The sequence below is a fragment of the Billgrantia ethanolica genome, from assembly GCF_021404305.1.
Taxonomy (GTDB): Bacteria; Pseudomonadota; Gammaproteobacteria; order Pseudomonadales; family Halomonadaceae; genus Halomonas; species Halomonas ethanolica.
Genome location: NZ_JABFTX010000004.1, coordinates 610,573 through 629,363 on the forward strand (window position 1 = coordinate 610,573; position 18,791 = coordinate 629,363).

The window sequence follows — 18,791 nt, forward strand, 5'->3', positions numbered from 1 at the left end:
ACAGATGAGCAAGCAGACCAACGATCAGGATGAACGGAAGGCGTCTTCCGGCAAAGGACAGGACGGCAAGGGCCGCGAGGCGGAGGCAAAGTCGAAGCCCGCCAGCGACAGCGGCAGGAGTGCGGCGTCTTCGCCAGCGGCGGGCAGCGACGCCAAGAGCGTCGAGAAGCCCACCGCCGCGCCTGTGGGAGGCTCCCCGAGCGCTGCCGGTCCTGCTGACAAGAAGGATGCCGGCCCTGCTGCTGCCAAAAACGCTCCTACCGGTTCCGACAAGCCGGCCCAGCCCGTCGCTGCGACCCCTGCCGAGACCAAAGCCGCTCAGGAAAAGGCCGCTCAGGAAAAGGGTGGTGGCAAGCCCGCTGCGGCCAAGCCCGAACCTGCCAAGCCCGCCAGCAGCGACAAGCCGGCTGCAGCGGGCAAGCCTACGACCAGCGATAGCAAGAGCGGCATCGGCAAGAGCGACGGCGATACTGCCAAGGCGGCACCGGGCGGCGGCGCGGCGACCCCGCCGCCGGCGTCTGCTGCCAGTGGCGGCGGCCAGGGCGGCGGGCGTGCGGCCGGTGTTCTGGCTCTGATCCTGGTGCTGTTCCTGGGTATCGGCGCCGGCCTCTTCGCCTGGAACGCCTGGGAGCGCCTCGACGAACAGCAGCAGCGCCTGGCCGAACTCGAGCAGCGCGCCGAAGGCGCGGCGTCCGCCGACGAGGTCGCCAGCCTGCGCGAGGAGCTGGAGCGTGCCGACGAGACCCGCGACGCCGAGGTGGCCGAAGCTATCGAAACCATGCGCAGCGAATTCGCCAGCTACCGCAGCGAAGTCGACGGTGCCCTGGACCAGGTGCTGGCCGAGCTCTCCCGCGAGCAGGATGCCGACGAGCGCGAATGGCTCCACGCCGAAGCCGCCTACCTGCTGCGCCTGGCCAACCAGCGGCTGCAGCTCGAGCGTGACGTGGAAGGGGCCGCGGCGCTGTTGCGTACCGCCGATGCCCGTTTGAACGAGGCCGACAACCCGGCGCTGCTCTCCGTACGCCGTGCCATCGCCGCCGAGCTTTCTGTTCTTGACGGCGTGCCCCGCGTCGACCGCACCGGCCTTTATCTGGCGCTCAACGCCCAGCAGCAGCGTCTGGCGCAGCTGCCGCTGTCCCGCGAGCTGGAAGAGATCCCCGCACGCCCCGGCATCGAGGAAGCGCCCACCGGCGGCTGGCAGGATCAGCTCTCCCGCTTCGGTCAGGAGCTGCGCGAACTGGTGGTGATCCGTCATCACGACGAGGCGCTCGAGGCGCTGGTCACGCCGGAGCAGGAGGCCTACCTGCGCCAGAGCGCCCGACTGATTCTCGAGCAAGCCCAGCTGGCGCTGCTCAAGGAGGAGCAGGAGCTGTACGAGGCCAGCCTCGACAAGGCCCTGGCCATGATCGAAGGCTACTACGACACCGAGCGCAACGAAGTCCAGGCCGTCATCGCACGGCTCCAGGAGCTCAGGGGCGAGAACATCCAACCCGAGCTGCCCGACATCAGCGGCTCCCAGCAGGCGCTGGCCGAGTTCATCGAGCGTCGTTTCGGTTCGCGCGGCGAGCGGGGAGATGAGGCATGAGAAAGCTGCTGCTGATCGTTCTCTTCGGCCTGGCGCTGGGAGCGCTGCTCGGCCAGCTGATGGTCTCGGTGCCGGGCTACTGGCTGGTGCGCGTAGGCGATACCTCCTACCAGACCTCGTTCTGGTTCGGCCTGGTGCTGCTGCTGGCTGCCTTCCTCGTGCTGCACTTCGTGCTGCGCCTGCTGATGCGCATGAGCCACCCCGTCAGCCGGCTCAAGGTGTGGAATCGCCGCACGCGCCATCGCAACGCCATGAAGCGCACCGTGCGCGGCCTGGTGGCGCTGGCCGAAGGGCGCTGGAAGCGCGCCGAGAAGTCGCTGGTCAAGGCCGCCGACGATTCCAGCACGCCGCTGGTCAACTATCTTTCCGCCGCCTTGGCGGCCCACTATCAGGGCCGTTACGAGCAGGCCGACACGCTGCTCAAGCGTGCTCACCTCTCCACCGAAGGCGCCGACACCGCCGTGGGGCTGATGCAGGTCCAACTGATGCTGGACCGTCAGCAGTACGAGGAGGCGCTGGCCATCCTGACCCGCCTCGACCGTCAGCTGCCCAACCACCCTCAGGTGCTCAAGCAGCTCAAGCAGGCTTATCTCAGCGTCAACGACTGGGAGGGTCTGCGTCGCCTGATGCCGCGTCTGGCCTCGCGCCAGCTGATCTCGCCCCAGGAGCGTGGTCAGCTGGAGCTGCGCGCCTACAAGGAGCTGCTGGTACACGAGTCCCGTGACCCGGGGAACGTCGAGCGCATTCGCAGCCTGTGGGCCGACATGCCGGACTCTCTGCGTGGCAACGTCGAGTTGATCGTGCTGTATGCCGAAGCGCTGGTGCGGGGCGACGAAGAGGGTATCGCCGAGCGCCTGCTGCGCCATTCGCTCAAGGAGCACTGGGACAGTCGCCTGGTGCTGCGCTATGGGCTGCTCAACGTCGACCCGGCGCGTCAGCTGGTGCACGCCGAGAAGTGGCTGCAGGAGCGTCCCAATGACCCCGACCTGCTGCTGACCCTGGGCCGTCTGGCGCTGCGCAACGCCTACTGGGGCAAGGCCCAGGAGTACTTCGAGGCGAGCCAGCGCCAGCGCCCCAGCGGGCTGGTCTGCGCCGAGCTGGCGCGGCTCTATGCCAACCTGGGCGAGCACAACAAGAGCCAGCTCTACTATCGCCAGAGCGTCGAACTGCTCGACAAGTCGCTGCCCTCTTTGCCGCAGCCGGCCGAACCCGCCGGGGCAACGGATGCGGAGCCGGCCTCTCCCAAGGCGAGCTGAGTCGGCTTCAAGCCGTCGCAAGGCAACGCAAGGGGCGCCTCGGCGCCCCTTTGCCGTGTCGCAGGAGGACACCGTGGCACTCAAGCAGGTCTGGCAGCGCTGGACGTCCCGTTACTTTTCCGACGAACAGGCGGTGATCCTGCTCGTTCTGCTCATCGCCGGCTTTGCCGCCGTCCTCTGGCTGGGGCGCATGCTGGCACCTTTCCTTACCGCCCTGGTGCTCGCCTTTCTGCTACAGGGAGCGGTAACGCGCCTCACGCGGCGGGGCATGTCGCACCTGGCGGCGGTGATCACGGTCTTCGTGGTGTTCGTCGGGCTGCTGCTCAAGGTCGTGCTGCTGCTGATTCCGCTGGTGTGGTCACAGCTGACCGCCCTGGTACAGGAGATCCCCTATATCGTCGGCCAGGGCCAGGAGCTGCTGGGGCAGCTCGAAACGCGCTTCCCCAACCTGGTGAGCCCCGAGCAGATCCAGGCGTGGACCGCCATGGCCGGGCGTGAGGCCACCCAGCTCGGTCAGCGGCTGCTGGCGCTGTCGCTGGCTTCGCTGGGTAATGTCATGGCGCTCATCATCTATCTGGTGCTGGTACCGATCCTGGTGTTCTTCCTGCTCAAGGATCGCGCAGTGCTGCTGGGCTTCTTCCTGCCCTTCCTTCCGGAGAAGCGCACCTTGATGAGCCAGGTCTGGGCGGAAATGGAGGTGCAGTTGAGCAACTACGTGAGGGGCAAGGCGCTCGAAATCCTCATCGTCAGCACGGTCAGCTATGCCACCTTTGCCCTGTTCGGGCTGCCCTATGCGCTGCTGCTGGGCATTCTGGTAGGGCTCTCGACGCTGCTCCCCTATATCGGTGCTGCCGTCGTCACCCTTCCCGTTGCCGCCGTGGCGGGCTTCCACTTTGGTCTCACCCAGCCATTTCTCTACGTGATCCTGGCCTACGGCGTGATCCAGGCGCTGGATGGCAACGTGCTGGCCCCGCTGCTGTTCGCCGAGGCGGTGAACCTGCATCCCGTGTCTATCATCGTGGCGGTGCTGTTCTTTGGCGGCATCTGGGGCTTTTGGGGGCTGTTCTTCTCGATTCCCCTGGCCACCCTGGTCAAGGCGCTGTGGTTGGCCTGGCCAAGGCAAGCGCCGGCTCAATAGAAGCGCACCCCCACCTTGAGCACCTTGTCGCCCGCCACCTCGCTGACCACCCAGTGGATGCCATGCCAACTGACGTCGTCGCCCACTACCGGATGGCCGCCTACGCGTTTGGAGATAAAATCACCAAGCGAAACGTCACCCTCGCCGGGCGTCACCGAGAGCCCATACGCCTTGGCGATATCGGCCATGCGGGCCTCAGCGTCAATCACGAAGGGGCCGAAGAATTCCTGGGCTTTCTTCAGGCGCTTCTCGCCGCTGAACAGCTTGTTCAACGCCGGCAGATCATGGTTGCGGCCAATCACGCAGACTACGTCGTCAAGCTGTAGACGGGTGCTGCCCTTGGGATGGAGCATGTCGCGCTCGCGGAATAGCGCCGAAATCAAGGCCCCGGAGGGAAAGCGCAGCATACGGATTGGCACATCGTCCAGCGCTTGGTTCTCGACCCGATAGACGAACAACTCGTAATCGTCCTCCGGTAGGATGCCGAGCGGCCCGCGCTGTTCGGGTGTCACCCCCGGCGGTACCTCGACCTTCAGCAGACGAGCCATCAAGGGAATGGTGCCGCCTTGGATCAGCAGCGACATCAGTACCACGGCAAAGGCTGCGTTGAAGTAGAGCGAGGCGTTCTCAACTCCGCCGATTACGGGAAAGATCGCCAGAACGACGGGCACCGCGCCACGCAGCCCGACCCAGGAGATGAAGCCGATTTCGTGCCAGCGGAACTTGAAGAAAGGCTTGATCGTGAGCACTACGGCCAGCGGGCGCGCCACGAAGATCAGGGCCAGTCCCACGATGGTGGCCGGTAAGGCATACTCGAGTAGGTCGGTGGGATTGACCAGTAGGCCCAGCACCAGGAACAGGCCTATCTGACTGAGCCAAGCCAGGCCGTCATTGACGGGCAGTATGAAATTCAAGTGCTTGCCCGGCTGGTTGCCGATCATCAAGCCGGCAAGATAGATGGCCAGGAAGCCGCTGCCACCCGCGACGCTAGTCAGACCGAAGACGCAGAAGCCCAAAGCGAGGGCGAGAAGCGAGTAGAGGCCGGGCTCCAGGTCGACCCAGCGCATGAAGCGCGCGATCAGCCAGCCACCCGCGACCCCCATTGCCACTCCGACACCGAACTGCTGGAAGAAGAAAAGCGTGGTTTCCACTACTCCCCCGATATCCCCGACCAGCACTTCAATCAGCATGATAGTGAGGAATATCGCCATCGGGTCGTTGGTACCTGACTCGATCTCCAGCGTCGCCCCGACCCGTTCGTTGAGGTTCACGCCTTTTCCGCTCAGCATCGAGAAGACGGCAGCCGCATCGGTAGAGCCGACGATGGCACCGATCAGCAGTCCCTCGATCAAGCTGAGGCCGAAGACCCACATGGCGATCAGGCCGGTGATGCCACTGGTGAGAAAGACTCCGATGGAGGCCAGCGAGAGAGCCGGCTTGAAGGCCGAGCGAAAGGTCGAAAGGCGGGTGCGAAGGCCACCGTCCAATAGGATCAGCGCCAATGCCAGGTGGCCGATGGTAAAGGCGAGGGGATAATCGTCAAAGCGAATGCCAAGCAGGCCCTGCTCGCCTGCCAGCATGCCCAAGGCGAGGAAGAGAACCAGCAAGGGCAAGCCGAACAGGGAGGAGAGCCGGCTGGCCAGGATGCTCAGCGCCAGCAAGGAGCCGGAAAGTAGAAACAGGGTGTTGATAGTGTCCATTCGCTAGGCCCCGAGTCGGCGCTATCAGAGACTCATATCCTTGTCCATAAGCCCGTGTATGTGAGTAGCGTTTATGAATGCACTGTGGTTTAACGTGCGCTTTGATTTTAAGTGGTTGATTAATATAACGAGTGCAGCTTTGTTGGGCAAGCCTGGCTGAAGTCGCTGTCGGCAGTTGCCGGGGCGCGCTTAAAAAGGCAGTCGCTATGGCGGATGACTACACCAGTAGCTCATCCGCCGAGGTGTGGAAGGTCAGGTTTCCTCGTCGAAATCCCCTTTGAATTTCGGATTGGGTCTTGCCCTGGGGTCGTAGCGGTCGTCGGTATGGCTATCTTCCGATTTGGGTTGGCCCGCGGGGCTGCCGTCGATGGTGAAGTCCTGCTGCATGACCCGCAGGTTGGCGGGCGGGGCCGAGCCGGTCTTGTCCTGGCCGAAGTAGAGCGTGGTGTGCGGGAAGGGAATCTCGATGCCCCTGGCGTCGAAGTGCAGTTTGACCAGGCGATTGTAGGCGCGACCGATGCCCCAGTGAGTGCCGGGCGTGGTCTTGATGCGCACGCGAAGATTTACCGAGCTGTTTGCCAGAGCCGTGACGCCAGCCACCTCCAGCGGTGCCACGATGTTCATCTTGTGGGTCTCGTCGGCGGCCAGTTCATCGAATGCCTCGCGCAAGGCGATGATCGCTTCGTCGATGTTCTCGCGGTAGGCGATGCCGTATTCGCCGACGTGGTAGCCGAAATCACGCATGAAGTTGGAGACGGTATCCACGCTGGAGAAGGGCACGATGTGGTAGGTGCCGGCGAGATCGCGGATGCCAACCGAGCGAATGCTGAGCCGCTCGGCGGTGCCGGTGATGCCGCCCACCGAGACCACGTCGCCGGTATTCATGGCGTTCTCCACCTGAATGAAGATGCCGGTGATGATGTCCTGCACCAGCCTCTGGGCGCCAAAGCCGATGGCAAGACCCAGCACCCCGGCACCGGCGATCAGTGGGCCGATATTGATGCCGATCTCCGACAGCACGATCATCCCGGTCATGGTGATCAGCGCAATGGCCAGCGCATTGCGGAACAGGGTCAGCAGCGTCTTGGCGCGGGCATCGGGCTCACCGGTACCGGTCTCCGGATTGAGCTTGTGCTCGATCAGGCTGGCTAGTGCCAGCCATACGGCAACGGCCAGGGCCAGAATCGTGGCTACGCTGGCGACCATGGCCACTACGCTTCGGCCGGCTTCGGAGGCGTACCAGGCGGCCAGGTCGAAGGCGCCCCAGGCATTAAGTATCAGCAGCACCACGACGATGAGGATGATCGTGCGGATGAACCGCAGCGCATTGGGCACGTAGCTGTTGAGCCGTGGCTCGAGCAGCGGCAGTTTGCGACGCAGGTCGTCGGAGAGGCGGATACGCCGTCCGATGGAGTGGGTCAGCAGGTTGGAAAGTAGCATGCCTACGATCACCACCGCCAAGGTTTGCAGGGTGGCAATCAGAACGAAAGGCAGCGCATCGACCGGGCGCGTCAGGGTCAGCACCAGCACTATCAGGAAATAGAGCAAAGCAAAGAGGTGCCAGGTGCGTGCGAACAACTGCAGGGTGACCCGGGTCGCGGTGAAGTCGGAGCGCGCCGCCATGGCATTCAGCTCATCGCGGATGCGCAGGCGGTTCTTCAGCACCACTGCCACGGCATAGATGAAGGCGCCGAACATGATCAGCACGCCGACCGCCTGGCCCATGGTCGGGGCCAGATAGACGCTGGTCAGTGGCGCCACCACCAGCAGGCCGTAGCCGACCAGGCCGATCAGCCGGGCCAGCCAGCGGTTCCAGTAGGAGGCCTCGGCCGCCGAGATGGGCAGCAGCCTGAGCCCCTCGTAGCGCGAGGCGAACAGCATGCGAACGGCCGCCTTGATCAGCTCGATGATCAAGAAGGCGTTGAGGAACAGCGAGGCGCGGGTCGAGAGTTCGCCGGTCTCGCCCACGGCGAAGGTGGCGATCAGGTTGCCGCCCACATAGGCCAGCGCCACCACCAGCACGTCGGCAACGGCAGCGGCCAGTACCCCTAGAACGAGTCGAATGGTGGGATTGAGCCCACCTTTCTGCTGTTTCCAATGGCTCAAGCGAACGAAGAGTGGCCGCTCAAAGCGGCGGAATACCATGAACAGGGCGAAGGTGGCGGCGATGACCAGCCCCAGGTTGATCGCCGCAGTGAGAAAGTCGCCCCAGTCGATGGCGGTGGTGTCGGTCTCGGCGGTGAACAGGCCAGCCACCACGTCGAACAGGTTGCGCATCTCGCCACCGATATCGCTGACGACGCGACTAGTCATTTCGGCCAGCTGCCTGGGCAGCGATATCGCGCCATCCGGTTCGGCAGCCAGCCCCGGGTCGGCGGCAGCCTGACGACGCAGATGTTCGATCAGCTGCTGACGGGTCTGCTCGTTCTCGAGCAGCTCGGCCAGTACTTCAGGGGCCGGAGCGGCGCCGTTGTCGGCGGGTTGCGCCAAGGCCGGCGAAGACGCCAGCAGGGCGATAGATAGCCAGACCAGTAGGCAGGCAAGAATCCGTTGGGCAATCACGCAGGTCCTCCATTTCGGGCGTGTCGGCAGGCAGCGAAGCGTACTGAGCCAATCATACGGGTTCAAGGCGTGAGGAACGAATGCTTGTGCTGCACGCCCGGCTTTCTTATTCAGCTATTGTACATCATTTGATTGTTGTGTAATATTTAACCTGCGCCATCCCCCTTGTGGCGCGATTCCCTGCACCAAGTTCGACATCCCTCTTCGCCACCCATCCCCTGGGTGGCTTTCTTTTTGTCTCGGCCACCCGAGTCGGCTAGCATCGGCTGGCGACAGCGACGAGAGAGGCGCATGAATGCGAGCGTGGGGCTAGTGCTAATGGTAGCAGCGGGCGGTGCCTTGGGTGGCATGGCACGCCTGGCAATCACCAACCTGTTTGCCAGGTGGGTGGGTACCGCCTTTCCCTGGGGCACTCTGTTCGTCAATCTCAGCGGGTCGCTGCTGGCCGGTGCGCTGGCCGGCTGGTTCGGCCTGGCCCGAGGGGGCGAGATGACGGGCGGCTGGCTGTTTTTGGTCGTCGGCCTGCTGGGCGGCTATACCACCGTCTCTTCGCTGAGCCTGCAGAGCCTGACCCTGTGGCAGAGCGGCCACCGCCGGGGGGCGATCGGCAACGTTGCCGTCACCCTGGTAGCCGGGCTGGCATTGGCAGCGTTTGGCTGGTGGCTGACGGGGCGACTGACATGAACGGCTGGCGCGCCTATGCGGCGGTGGGGCTGGGCAGCGCCCTGGGCAGCGCGCTGCGCTATCTGGTATCGCTGGCCAGCCTTGCCACGCTCGGCCCGGCCTTCCCCTGGGGCACGCTGGTGGTCAACCTGCTGGGCTCGTGGCTGATCGCCGCCTTCGCCGCTCATGCTGCCCTGCGGGTCGGCGGCAGAGTGGCGCGCTGGCAGCCGTTCCTGGTGGCCGGCTTCTGCGGCGGCTTCACCACCTTCTCGCTGTTCAGCCTGGAAACGCTCTTCCTGCTCGAGCTCGGCTGCCCCGGCCTGGCGCTGCTCTACGTCGTGCTCAGCGTGCCGCTGTGGCTGGCGGCGGCCTGGTGGGGCGACCGCTTCGTGCGAGCCCGTCACGGCTGACGGGCCGCGTCTGGCTGCCTTCCTTCCTTTTGGCGCTGTCAGCGCCTGGCCTTCGCCGTCTTCTTTCCCACTTTGCCGGCTTTGGCCGGCTCCACCGTCTCCTCCGCCTCTGGGGCGGAGCGGAAGTGCTCGCGGACCAGCGCCAGCAGGCCCTGGGTCGAGGCATCGAACTCCTGGCTGCGCTCGTCGATGCGCTCGCTGATCTCGCCGGCGATGCGCTTGCCCAGTTGAACCCCCCACTGATCGAAGGAGTTGATGTTCCAGATCACCCCCTGCACGAACACCTTGTGCTCGTAGAGCGCGATCAGCGCGCCGAGGTTGCGCGGCGTCAACTCATCGAGCAGCAGCACGCTGGAGGGGCGGTTACCGGGGCAGCTGTAGGGGTCGAGCTGGCTGCCCTCCTGACTGCCCATCATGAAGGCGTTGGCCTGGGCCAGCATGTTGGTGAGCAGGGCGAAGTGGTGCTCCTCGACGCCGGGCTCGGGCTTGAGCGAGGCGATGAAGTCGATGGGCACGTAGCGGGTGCCCTGGTGCAACAGCTGGAAGAAGGCGTGCTGGCCGTTGGAGCCGGTCTGGCCCCAGACGATGGGCCCGGTCTTGTAGTTCACCGGGTGGCCGAAGATGTCCACCGACTTGCCGTTGGACTCCATGTCGAGCTGCTGCAGGAAGGCCGGCAGCTGATGCAGCGCCTGATCGTAGGGCACGATGGCCTGGGTCTCGGCGCCGAGGAAGTTGATGTACCAGATGCCGATCAGCGCCATCAGCACCGGCATGTTGCGGGCGTTGGGGGCCTCGATGAAGTGCTGATCCATGGCGTAGGCGCCCTCGAGCATCTCCATGAAGCCATCGAAGCCGATGGAGAGCGCGATGGGCAGGCCGATGGAGGACCACATCGAGTAGCGTCCGCCGACCCAGGCCCAGAACTCGAACACGTTCTCCTCGCGGATGCCGAACTCCATGGCCGCCTTGCGGTTGGTCGAGGCGGCGACGAAGTGAGCGCCCACGTCGGCGCCCTCACCGGCATTGTCGAGGAACCAGCGGCGGGCGGTCTTGGCGTTGAGCAGCGTCTCCTGAGTAGAGAAGGTCTTGGTCGAGACGATGAACAGCGTGGTGGCCGGGTCGAGTCGCTTGAGCACCTTCTGGATGTGGGTGCCGTCGACGTTGGAGACGAAGTGGAAATTTAGCTCGGCGTGGCGGTACTTGAGCAGCGCCCGGCAGGCCATGTTGGGGCCGAGGTCCGAGCCGCCGATGCCGATGTTGACCACGTCCTTGATGCGCTCGCCGCTGTAGCCGCGCCACTCGCCGCTGCGCACCGCCTCGGAGAACTGGCGGATCTGCTCACGGGTGCGCTGGATCTCGGGCATCACGTCCTTGCCGTCGACCATCAGCGGGCCCTCGCCGAGGTTGCGCAGCGCGGTGTGCAGTACCGGACGGTCCTCGGTGACGTTGATGATGTCGCCGGAGAACATCTGGGCGCGGCGCTGCACCAGCGCCGAGTGATCGGCCAGCTCGAGCAGCTTGGCCAGCACCGCCTCGGAGACGTGATGCTTGGAGTAGTCGAGGAACAGCCCGCCGACGCGCAGGCTCATCTTGTCGAAGCGCTGCGGGTCGGCGGCGAAATAATCGCTGATACGGTCGTGGGCGGTGGCCTGATGCAGCCGCTGGAGTGCCTGCCAGGTGACGCTGCGGGTCAGATGAAACATGGTTTCCTCGCACGTGCGGGCGCGGCCCGCCATCTCGTTATCAGGGGTTGCGTGAGGCCACCCAGGCCTCGGCGTCGGGAATGGCCATCTCGTAGGACTGGTCGAGCCAGGGCGAGCTGGCCAGGAAGTCGGCGCTGGCCGCATTGCACGCCACCGGTACGTTCCACAGCGCCGCCAGGCGCAGCAGCGCCTTGACGTCCGGGTCGTGGGGCTGGGGGGCGAAGGGGTCCCAGAAGAAGACCAGCAGGTCTAGGCGCTGTTCGGTGATGCGCGCGCCGATCTGCTGGTCGCCGCCGAGCGGACCGCTCATCAAGCCTTCCACTTCGAGCCCGAGGCTGGCCGAGAGGCGCCCGGCCGTGGTGCCGGTGCCGACCAGCTCATGCTTGGCCAGGGTGTCGCGCCAGCGTGCGGCCCATTCCAATAGTTCTGCCTTCTTGCCGTCGTGGGCGATCAGGGCGATGCGCTTGCGTGCCGGCAGGGTGCGGCGAACGCTGCGCTGGGGGCGGCTGTCGGTCATGGCTGGCCTACCTCGAGTATCTTCAGGGTATTGGTTCCACCGTGGGCGTTCATGTGATCGCCTCGGGTCAGAATGACATGATCCCCCGGTTCGGCAATCCCCTGTTGCACCAGCAGCGCCAGCGCCCGGTCGTTGAGCTCGCTGGCCGCCATCGCGCTGGTGTCGAACGGCAGCGAGACCACCCCGCGGTAGAGCGCCATGCGGCGCTGAGCGATGGGGCTGTGGGCCAGCCCGACGATGGGCAGCCCCGAACGGATGCGCGAGGCGATCAGCGGGGTGTAGCCGGTCGAGGTCATGCAGGCGATGGCGGCCACCCCGGTAAGGTGGTTGGCGGCGTACATGGCGGAGAGCGCGATGGTCTCGTCGATACGCGAGAAGCCCTCGTGAATGCGGTGCCCCGACTCCTGGGCCACACGCTCGCGCTCGGCGCCCAGACACACCCGACGTATCGCTTCGAGGGTCTCCACCGGGTAGTCGCCGGCGGCGGTCTCGGCGGAGAGCATTACCGCGTCGGTGCCGTCGAGCACGGCGTTGGCGACGTCGAATACCTCGGCGCGGGTGGGCAGCGGTGAGGAGATCATCGACTCCATCATCTGCGTCGCGGTGATCACCGCGCGGTTGAGGGTGCGGGCACGCTTGATGATACGTTTCTGCATGCCGATCAGCTTCTCGTCGCCGATCTCCACGCCGAGATCGCCACGCGCCACCATCACCGCCTCGCTGGCCTCGATGATGCCGTTGAGGGTGTCGTCGTCGGCCACCGCCTCGGCGCGCTCGAGCTTGGCCACCAGGCCGATCTCCTTGCCCGCTTCGCCGAGCAGGCGACGCGCTTCGCGCATGTCCTCGGCGTGGCGCGGGAAGGAGACGGCGAGATAGTCGACGCCGATCTCGATGGCGGTCTCGAGGTCGGCCTTGTCCTTGTCGGTGAGCGCCGGAGCCGAGAGCCCGCCGCCCTGCTTGTTGATGCCCTTGTTGTTGGAGAGTTTGCCGCCGGTGACCACGACGGTATGGACCTGCTGCCCCTCGATGCGCTCGACGTCGAGCACCAGGCGGCCGTCGTCGAGCAGCAGGCGGTCGCCGGGAGCGACGTCGTCGATCAGCTGCTTGTAGTCGCAGCCGACGCGGCTGGCGTCGCCGGCATCGCTGTCCAGCGCCATGTCGAGGACGAAGGGCTGGCCCTCGGTAAGCGTCACGGCGCCGTCGCGAAAGCGGGCGATACGGATCTTGGGCCCCTGCAGGTCGCCGAGGGCGGCCACGCTCCTGCCCAGGCGGTCGGCGATCTGACGCACGGCGATCAGCCGGCGGCGATGGTCGGCGGCGCTGCCATGGGAGAAGTTGAGGCGCACCACGTCGACGCCGGTGCGGATCATCGCCTCCAGCACGCCCTCACGGTCGCTGGCCGGGCCCAGGGTGGCGACGATCTTGGTGCGGCGGATGGGTGTGTGCGGTGGCTTCGGCATGTCGTAGCGCCTCCTGAAGGAAGGGGATGTCGTTAAGCTACAACAATATCGGTTCTGCGGTAAGTTTACTACATGTCGTTGCGATGGGGGATGTGTACTCCATGGCTGGTCACGCTTGATTATCCTGCTAAGCAGCAAAGCCATGGCGGAATGGCTGCCGATTGCGATGAATCGATTCATCATAATGCTTATGTTGTAAAGTTACTAAAAAACCCTTGAGTCTGTCGCCGTCCTGCGCCACATTGTGGGTATTGCCATGAGCCGTGGGCCTGCGCGTATTCCACCCAGTGAGCACGACCTCCGCCAATCGGCTCGACTCCATACCGACAGAACACTTACGGAGGAACGAACCATGACGCTCAAGATCGCCATCAACGGATTCGGCCGCATCGGCCGCAATGTGCTGCGCGCTCTGTACGAGAACGGCTATCGCAATCAGGTCCAGATCGTCGCCATCAACGACCTGGGTGATCCCGCGCTCAACGCCCACCTGCTGCGCCACGACACCGTGCACGGCCATTTTCCGTTCAAGGTGGAGCACGACGAGGAGAGCCTCAGCGTGGACGGCGATCGCATTGCCATCTTCTCCCAGCGCGATCCGGCCACACTGCCGTGGAAGACGCTGGGCGTGGACCTGGTGATGGAGTGCACCGGTCTGTTCACCAAGCGTGAGGACGCCGCCAAGCATCTCGAGGCGGGGGCCAAGCGCGTGCTCATCTCGGCGCCGAGCCCGGATGCCGACGCCACCATCGTGTTCGGGGTTAACGAGCACGTGCTGAAGCCCGAGCACAAGGTGGTCTCCAACGCCTCCTGCACCACCAACTGCCTGGCGCCGGTGGCCAAGGCGCTCAATGACACGGTGGGCATCGAGAATGGCCTGATGACCACGGTGCACGCCTACACCAACGACCAGAATCTCTCCGACGTCTACCACAGCGACCCCTACCGGGCGCGCAGTGCCACCCACTCGATGATCCCGACCAAGACTGGCGCTGCCGCCGCGGTGGGGCTGGTGCTGCCGGAACTGAAGGGCAAGTTCGACGGCCTGGCGGTGAGGGTACCGGTGATCAACGTCTCGCTGGTGGATCTGGTATTCACCGCCGGGCGCGATACCAGCAGAGAAGAGATCAACGAGATCCTCGCCAAGGCCGCCGAGGCATCCCCGGTGCTGGCGGTGAATGCTCAGCCGCTGGTGTCCATCGACTTCAACCACGACGCCAACTCCTCCACCTTCGACAGCAACCACACCCGGGTAAACGGTCGCCTGGTCAAGGTGATGGCCTGGTACGACAACGAGTGGGGCTTCTCCAACCGCATGCTCGACACGGCGCTGTCCATGCATGCCGCGGGTGACGCCAAGCGCGAAGCGGCCTGACGCGTCGATACGGACCGAGTGGCCGGAACCGTGCGCGCCGGAGCGAATCTTCGCTCCGGCGCTCGTTCATGTGGGCTTCACTTGTCCACCGCTTCGCTTCGCTTGGCTTGTCACCGGGGCCATTGACTATGCTGGAAAGGTACATCCATGGATCGGGAGGTATGTGATGAAGCGCTTTGGAATGCGTAGCGCCCTGGTGGTCTTTGCCGCATCGCTGATGCTGGGCTTGGCGGGCTGCGGTACCGGTACCGGCGAGCGGGCTGCCAGCGGTGCCGGCGTTGGTGCGGCCGTCGGCGGTGCCGCCGGTGCTGCCACGGGAGGCAGCGTGGTGCGGGGAGCCGCCATTGGGGCCGGCGCGGGTGCCGTGACCGGTGCAGCGACCGACGAGGACGATATCGACCTCAGCGATTGATGTCGCTGCCGTCAGGCAACGACCGATGGGCCGCGCATGCGAGCATGCGCGGTCTTTTCGCCTCTGCTGGCCTTACTCGGGGATGTGCCAGGTCTCCGGGCACTCTCGGCTGCGGAACAATCGCTGGGCGGTGGTGGCGTTGCGGCGCTCGGCAAGCGATTCGCGTCCTTCGCTGAGGAAATCCAGCATGCCGGGCCGGGGGTGGCGCACGGTGAGCAGTGTCAGTGCGTCCTCGCGGTCGACCTCGTAGTCGCCCCGCAGGGACTCGATGAGGGGCTCGAGCCGCTCGGGCTTGTCGTCGAGGCAGAAGGCGAAGCGCATGGCGCCGCTGTCGACCAGGTTGGCGTGAAGGCCGGCCTTCACCAGGCGGCCGAGAATGTCGTGCTGGCGCGGCTCGTCCATGAAGGAGAAGTCGCGCGGTCTCACCTCCACCCACACCTGCGCTTCGCGCAGGATGCAGCTGGCCACGTCGCTGTCGAAGCGCCGCTCGGCGTCGATGACGGTGGGTTCGGCATCGGGCGTCTCGAAGGAGCGCACCGTCAGCGGAATCGACTTCTCCTGCAGCGGCCCCAGGGTCTTGGGGTGGATCACCTTGGCGCCGTGCCAGGCCAGCTCGGTGGCCTCGGCGTAGGAGATTCGCTCGAGCTGTACGGCGTTGTCGAAGCGCCGTGGGTCGGCGTTGAACAGCCCGGTGACGTCCTTCCAGATCACCACCTCGCGGGCATCCAGGCAGTGGGCGAAGATCGCCGCGCTGAAGTCCGAGCCCTCGCGGCCCAGGGTGGTAGCCTCGCCCTCCGCGGTGCCGCCGATGAAGCCCTGGGTCAGGATCACCCGGTCGCTGCCCGCCAGGCGCTGGCGTACGGTCTCGGCGGTGGTGGACCAGTCGAGGTTGGCGGCCTGATGGTAGGCGTCGGTGCGCACCAGTTCGCGGGCGTCGTGCCAGTCGGTGGCGATGTCGTTGTGGTTGAGCCAGGCCGCGACGATGGTGGTGGAGATCAGCTCGCCGTAGCACACGGTCTGGTCGTAGTGCTTGGCATGGTCGCTGTCGCGATGCCGGCGATGCTGGGCGTCGAGTTCGTCGAACAGGGCGTCGACGTATTCGCGCGGTGAGTCGGCGGCGTCGCCGAACAGCGCCTCGATCGCCTCGCGGTGCTCGGTCTGCAGGGCCTCGAAGCAGCGGCGGTACTCGTCGCCCTGCGTCCCGCCCTCGCCGCGGGCGGCGGCCAGCAGCGCTTCCAGCTTGTTGGTGGTCTTGCCCATGGCCGAGACCACCACGACCAGCGGGCGGTCGCGATGCCGCTCGAGCAGCGGGGTCAGGTGGCGTATCGCATCGGCATCCTTGATCGAGGCGCCGCCGAACTTGAATACGGTCGTCATGTCGGGCTCTCCCTGTCTGGTGACGTCGTGCCCTACACCATGGGTCATAACGGCGGCCAGTGAAAGGGGAGCCCGCCGCGCCGTGCAAGTGGCGGTGCAGATACGAAAAAAGCCCCCGCAGGGGCTCTCTTCGTGCAGCGGTGTCTCAACTCAACCGCTGCATGTAGTCCTCGTAACCGAAGGTCTTCACCGTGCGTACCTCGCGGCTGCGCTCGTCGACCCGGCAGATCGACGGCAAACGAATGCCGTTGAAGGTGGTGGTCTTGACCATGGTGTAGTGGGCCATGTCGGTGAACACCAGGCGGTCGCCGATGGCCAGCGGCTGGTCGAACGAGTAGCGGCCGATCACATCGCCGGCCAGGCAGGTGGTGCCACCCAGGCGATAGGTGAAGGGTTTCTCGCCCGGCTCGCCGGCGCCAATGATGTGCGGGCGGTAGGGCATCTCCAGCACGTCCGGCATGTGCGCCGTGGCCGAGGTATCGAGGATGAGGTTGGGACCATCGTTTTCGACGATATCGAGCACCGAGCACACCAGGTAGCCGGTATTCAGCGCGATTGCCTCGCCCGGCTCCAGGTAGACGATGAGGTGAGGATGACGCTCGCGGAAGCCGCGAATCACCCGCACCAGCCGCTCGATGTCGTAATCGGCGCGGGTGATGTGATGGCCGCCGCCGAAGTTGACCCAGCGGAGCCCGGCCAGGTACTGACCGAACTTCGCCTCGAACGCCGCCAGGGTCTCCTCCAGGGCGTCGCTGTTCTGCTCGCACAGGGTGTGAAAGTGCAGTCCCTCGAGCCCTTCCAGGTCGCCCTCGGCGAGATCCGACACCCGCGTGCCGAGCCGTGAGCCCGGCGCGCAGGGATCGTAGAGCGGTACCGCGCCGGTGGAGTGCTCGGGGTTCACTCGCAAGCCGCAGGAGACCTGGCGCGGCGCCGCCGCGACGGTCTCGCGGAAGCGGCGCCACTGCCCCGGGGAGTTGAAGCTGATGTGGTCGGCGTACTGCAGCACCACCGCCATCTCCTCGGGGGTGAAGGCCGGCGAATAGACGTGCACCTCGCCACCGAAGGTCTCCGCGCCCAGTCGCGCCTCGTCCTGCCCGCTGGCGGTGGTGCCCACCAGGTACTGGCTGACCAGCGGGAAGGTGTCCCACATGGCGAAGCCCTTCAGCGCCAGCAGGATCCTTGCGCCGCTCGCCTCCTGGACCTGCCGCAGCAGCTCCAGGTTCTTGCGCAGCAGCGCGTCGTCGACCACGTAGGCCGGCGACGGACAGGCGTGGATGTCGAAGTCGGGGCTCGTCATGCTACTCATGCCAGCGGGTCGTGCTCCGGGTCGAGCTCGACCACTTGCCACGGCAGGCCCATGTCGCCGATGCGCGCCATGAAGGGGTCGGGATCAAGCTGCTCGACGTTGAATACGCCCGCGCCCTTCCAGATGCCTTCCAGCATCAGCATGGCGCCGGTCACCGCCGGCACGCCGGTGGTGTAGGAGATCGCCTGGGACTTGACCTCGCGGTAGCAGGCCTCATGGTCGCAGATGTTGTAGATGTACACCTTGCGCCGCTTGCCGTCCTTGATGCCGTCGGCAATGATGCCGATGTTGGTCTTGCCCTTGGTGCGCGGGCCCAGCGAGGCCGGGTCGGGCAGCACCGCCTTGAGGAACTCCAGCGGGGCGATCCTGGTGCCGCCCACTTCGATCGGCTCGATGCTGGTCATGCCGACGTTCTCGAGCACCTTGAGGTGGGTGATGTACTTCTCGGAGAAGGTCATCCAGAAGCGAATGCGCTCCAGCCCCTTGATGTTCTGGCTGAGCGACTCGAGCTCCTCGTGGTAGAGCAGGTAGATGTCCTTCTCGCCGATGCCGTCGAAGTCGAACTTGCGCTTCACCGCCAGCGGGTCGGTCTCCTTCCACTCGCCCTTCTCCCAGTAGCGACCCTTCGCGGTGATCTCGCGAATGTTGATCTCCGGGTTGAAGTTGGTGGCGAAGGGGTAGCCGTGGTCGCCGCCGTTGGCATCGAGGATATCGATGCGGTGGATCTCGTCGAACAGGTTCTTCTGGGCGTAGGCGCAGTAGATGTTGGTCATGCCCGGGTCGAAGCCGCAGCCCAGGGTGGCCATGTTGCCGGCCTTGACGTAGCGGTCGTGAAAGGCCCACTGCTCCTTGTACTCGAACTTGGCCTCATCCGGGTGCTCGTAGTTGGCCGTGTCGAGGTAGGGCACGCCGGTCTTGAGGCACGCCTCCATGATGGTCAGGTCCTGATAGGGCAGGGCCACGTGGATCAGCACGTCCGGCTTGAACGACTCGATGAGCGCGACCAGGTCGTCGACGCTGTCGGCATCCACCTGGGCGGTCTGGATCGGGCGATCCAGTTGGGCGGCGATGGCCTTGCACTTCGCTTCGTTGCGGCTGGCCAGGCAGATCTCGCTGAACACTTCGGGGTGCTGGGCACACTTGTGGGTGACAACGCCTCCGACGCCACCGGCGCCGATAATCAGGACTTTGCTCATGGGCCTCTCGAATCCAGATCGGGGATGTGTATGAAAGCGTAGGGTCTTATCGGTGTTTCGGCCATCTCGTATGCCCGTGCCCGATGCCACCCCGGTCTCGCTCGTCGCTTGCGCGCTGATGATGGCCCCCA

15 protein-coding genes are annotated in these 18,791 nt (G+C 65.3%); 7 read left to right on the plus strand and 8 right to left on the minus strand.

What is annotated here, in order from left to right; all coding sequences use genetic code 11:
- Nucleotides 1–4: 4 nt before the first annotated feature.
- The 3 genes from HOP53_RS19430 (at nucleotide 5) to HOP53_RS19440 (ending at nucleotide 3,979) form a co-directional block, all read left to right on the plus strand.
- Nucleotides 5–1,585, plus strand: a complete 1,581-nt coding sequence (locus tag HOP53_RS19430; protein ID WP_234271520.1) for a uroporphyrinogen-III C-methyltransferase — start codon at nucleotides 5–7, stop codon at nucleotides 1,583–1,585.
- Complete coding sequence (locus tag HOP53_RS19435; RefSeq protein WP_234271521.1) at nucleotides 1,582–2,841, plus strand: heme biosynthesis HemY N-terminal domain-containing protein; 1,260 nt, start codon at nucleotides 1,582–1,584, stop codon at nucleotides 2,839–2,841. Before HOP53_RS19430 ends, HOP53_RS19435 begins: the two co-directional genes overlap by 4 nt.
- Nucleotides 2,842–2,914: 73 nt before the next feature.
- Nucleotides 2,915–3,979: an AI-2E family transporter gene (locus HOP53_RS19440; RefSeq protein WP_234271522.1), complete on the plus strand. Its 1,065-nt coding sequence runs from the start codon at nucleotides 2,915–2,917 to the stop codon at nucleotides 3,977–3,979.
- Here HOP53_RS19440 and HOP53_RS19445 read toward each other — a convergent pair.
- Both HOP53_RS19445 and HOP53_RS19450 read right to left on the minus strand, forming a co-directional pair.
- Nucleotides 3,973–5,679, minus strand: coding sequence for a potassium/proton antiporter (locus tag HOP53_RS19445; RefSeq protein ID WP_086511738.1), 1,707 nt, complete (start codon nucleotides 5,677–5,679; stop codon nucleotides 3,973–3,975). The two genes, HOP53_RS19440 and HOP53_RS19445, sit on opposite strands and share 7 nt — an antisense overlap.
- Nucleotides 5,680–5,931: 252 nt before the next feature.
- Entirely contained in the window at nucleotides 5,932–8,241 is a 2,310-nt protein-coding gene (locus tag HOP53_RS19450) for a mechanosensitive ion channel domain-containing protein (RefSeq protein ID WP_086511739.1), read from the minus strand.
- A 291-nt stretch (nucleotides 8,242–8,532) separates the two neighbouring features.
- Between HOP53_RS19450 and HOP53_RS19455 the strand changes: the two genes are divergently transcribed.
- On the plus strand, nucleotides 8,533–8,925 hold the full coding sequence (locus tag HOP53_RS19455) for a fluoride efflux transporter FluC (protein ID WP_086511740.1): 393 nt from the start codon (nucleotides 8,533–8,535) through the stop codon (nucleotides 8,923–8,925).
- Nucleotides 8,922–9,314: a fluoride efflux transporter FluC gene (locus HOP53_RS19460; protein ID WP_234271523.1), complete on the plus strand. Its 393-nt coding sequence runs from the start codon at nucleotides 8,922–8,924 to the stop codon at nucleotides 9,312–9,314. Before HOP53_RS19455 ends, HOP53_RS19460 begins: the two co-directional genes overlap by 4 nt.
- A gap of 38 nt (nucleotides 9,315–9,352) precedes the next feature.
- Here the strand turns inward: HOP53_RS19460 and pgi are convergent, their stop codons facing one another.
- Genes pgi through pyk form a run of 3 tightly spaced genes read right to left on the minus strand, consistent with a single transcriptional unit; the run spans nucleotide 9,353 to nucleotide 12,994 of the window.
- Entirely contained in the window at nucleotides 9,353–11,017 is a 1,665-nt protein-coding gene (pgi, locus tag HOP53_RS19465; protein ID WP_234271524.1) for a glucose-6-phosphate isomerase, read from the minus strand.
- A 40-nt stretch (nucleotides 11,018–11,057) separates the two neighbouring features.
- The gene (locus HOP53_RS19470) at nucleotides 11,058–11,534 is read right to left on the minus strand and encodes a methylglyoxal synthase (protein ID WP_234271525.1); all 477 of its coding nucleotides are present in this window, start codon (nucleotides 11,532–11,534) and stop codon (nucleotides 11,058–11,060) included.
- Complete coding sequence (pyk, locus tag HOP53_RS19475) at nucleotides 11,531–12,994, minus strand: pyruvate kinase (protein WP_234271526.1); 1,464 nt, start codon at nucleotides 12,992–12,994, stop codon at nucleotides 11,531–11,533. The genes HOP53_RS19470 and pyk overlap by 4 nt, the downstream gene beginning before the upstream one ends.
- A 352-nt stretch (nucleotides 12,995–13,346) precedes the next feature.
- On the opposite strand from pyk, the gene gap reads away from it, so the two are divergent.
- Nucleotides 13,347–14,369: a type I glyceraldehyde-3-phosphate dehydrogenase gene (gap, locus tag HOP53_RS19480; protein WP_234271527.1), complete on the plus strand. Its 1,023-nt coding sequence runs from the start codon at nucleotides 13,347–13,349 to the stop codon at nucleotides 14,367–14,369.
- A 166-nt stretch (nucleotides 14,370–14,535) separates the two neighbouring features.
- The gene (locus HOP53_RS19485) at nucleotides 14,536–14,781 is read left to right on the plus strand and encodes a hypothetical protein (RefSeq protein ID WP_234271528.1); all 246 of its coding nucleotides are present in this window, start codon (nucleotides 14,536–14,538) and stop codon (nucleotides 14,779–14,781) included.
- Nucleotides 14,782–14,853: 72 nt separating this feature from the next.
- On the opposite strand, the gene HOP53_RS19490 is transcribed toward HOP53_RS19485, so the two are convergent.
- From HOP53_RS19490 to HOP53_RS19500, 3 genes are all read right to left on the minus strand, one after another.
- A complete protein-coding gene (locus HOP53_RS19490; RefSeq protein WP_234271529.1) occupies nucleotides 14,854–16,158 on the minus strand; it encodes an aspartate kinase in 1,305 nt (434 codons plus the stop codon).
- 145 nt (nucleotides 16,159–16,303) lie between these two features.
- Complete coding sequence (nspC, locus tag HOP53_RS19495; protein ID WP_234271530.1) at nucleotides 16,304–17,464, minus strand: carboxynorspermidine decarboxylase; 1,161 nt, start codon at nucleotides 17,462–17,464, stop codon at nucleotides 16,304–16,306.
- Complete coding sequence (locus HOP53_RS19500; protein WP_234271531.1) at nucleotides 17,461–18,660, minus strand: saccharopine dehydrogenase family protein; 1,200 nt, start codon at nucleotides 18,658–18,660, stop codon at nucleotides 17,461–17,463. Before HOP53_RS19500 ends, nspC begins: the two co-directional genes overlap by 4 nt.
- Between the last annotated feature and the right edge of the window lie 131 nt (nucleotides 18,661–18,791).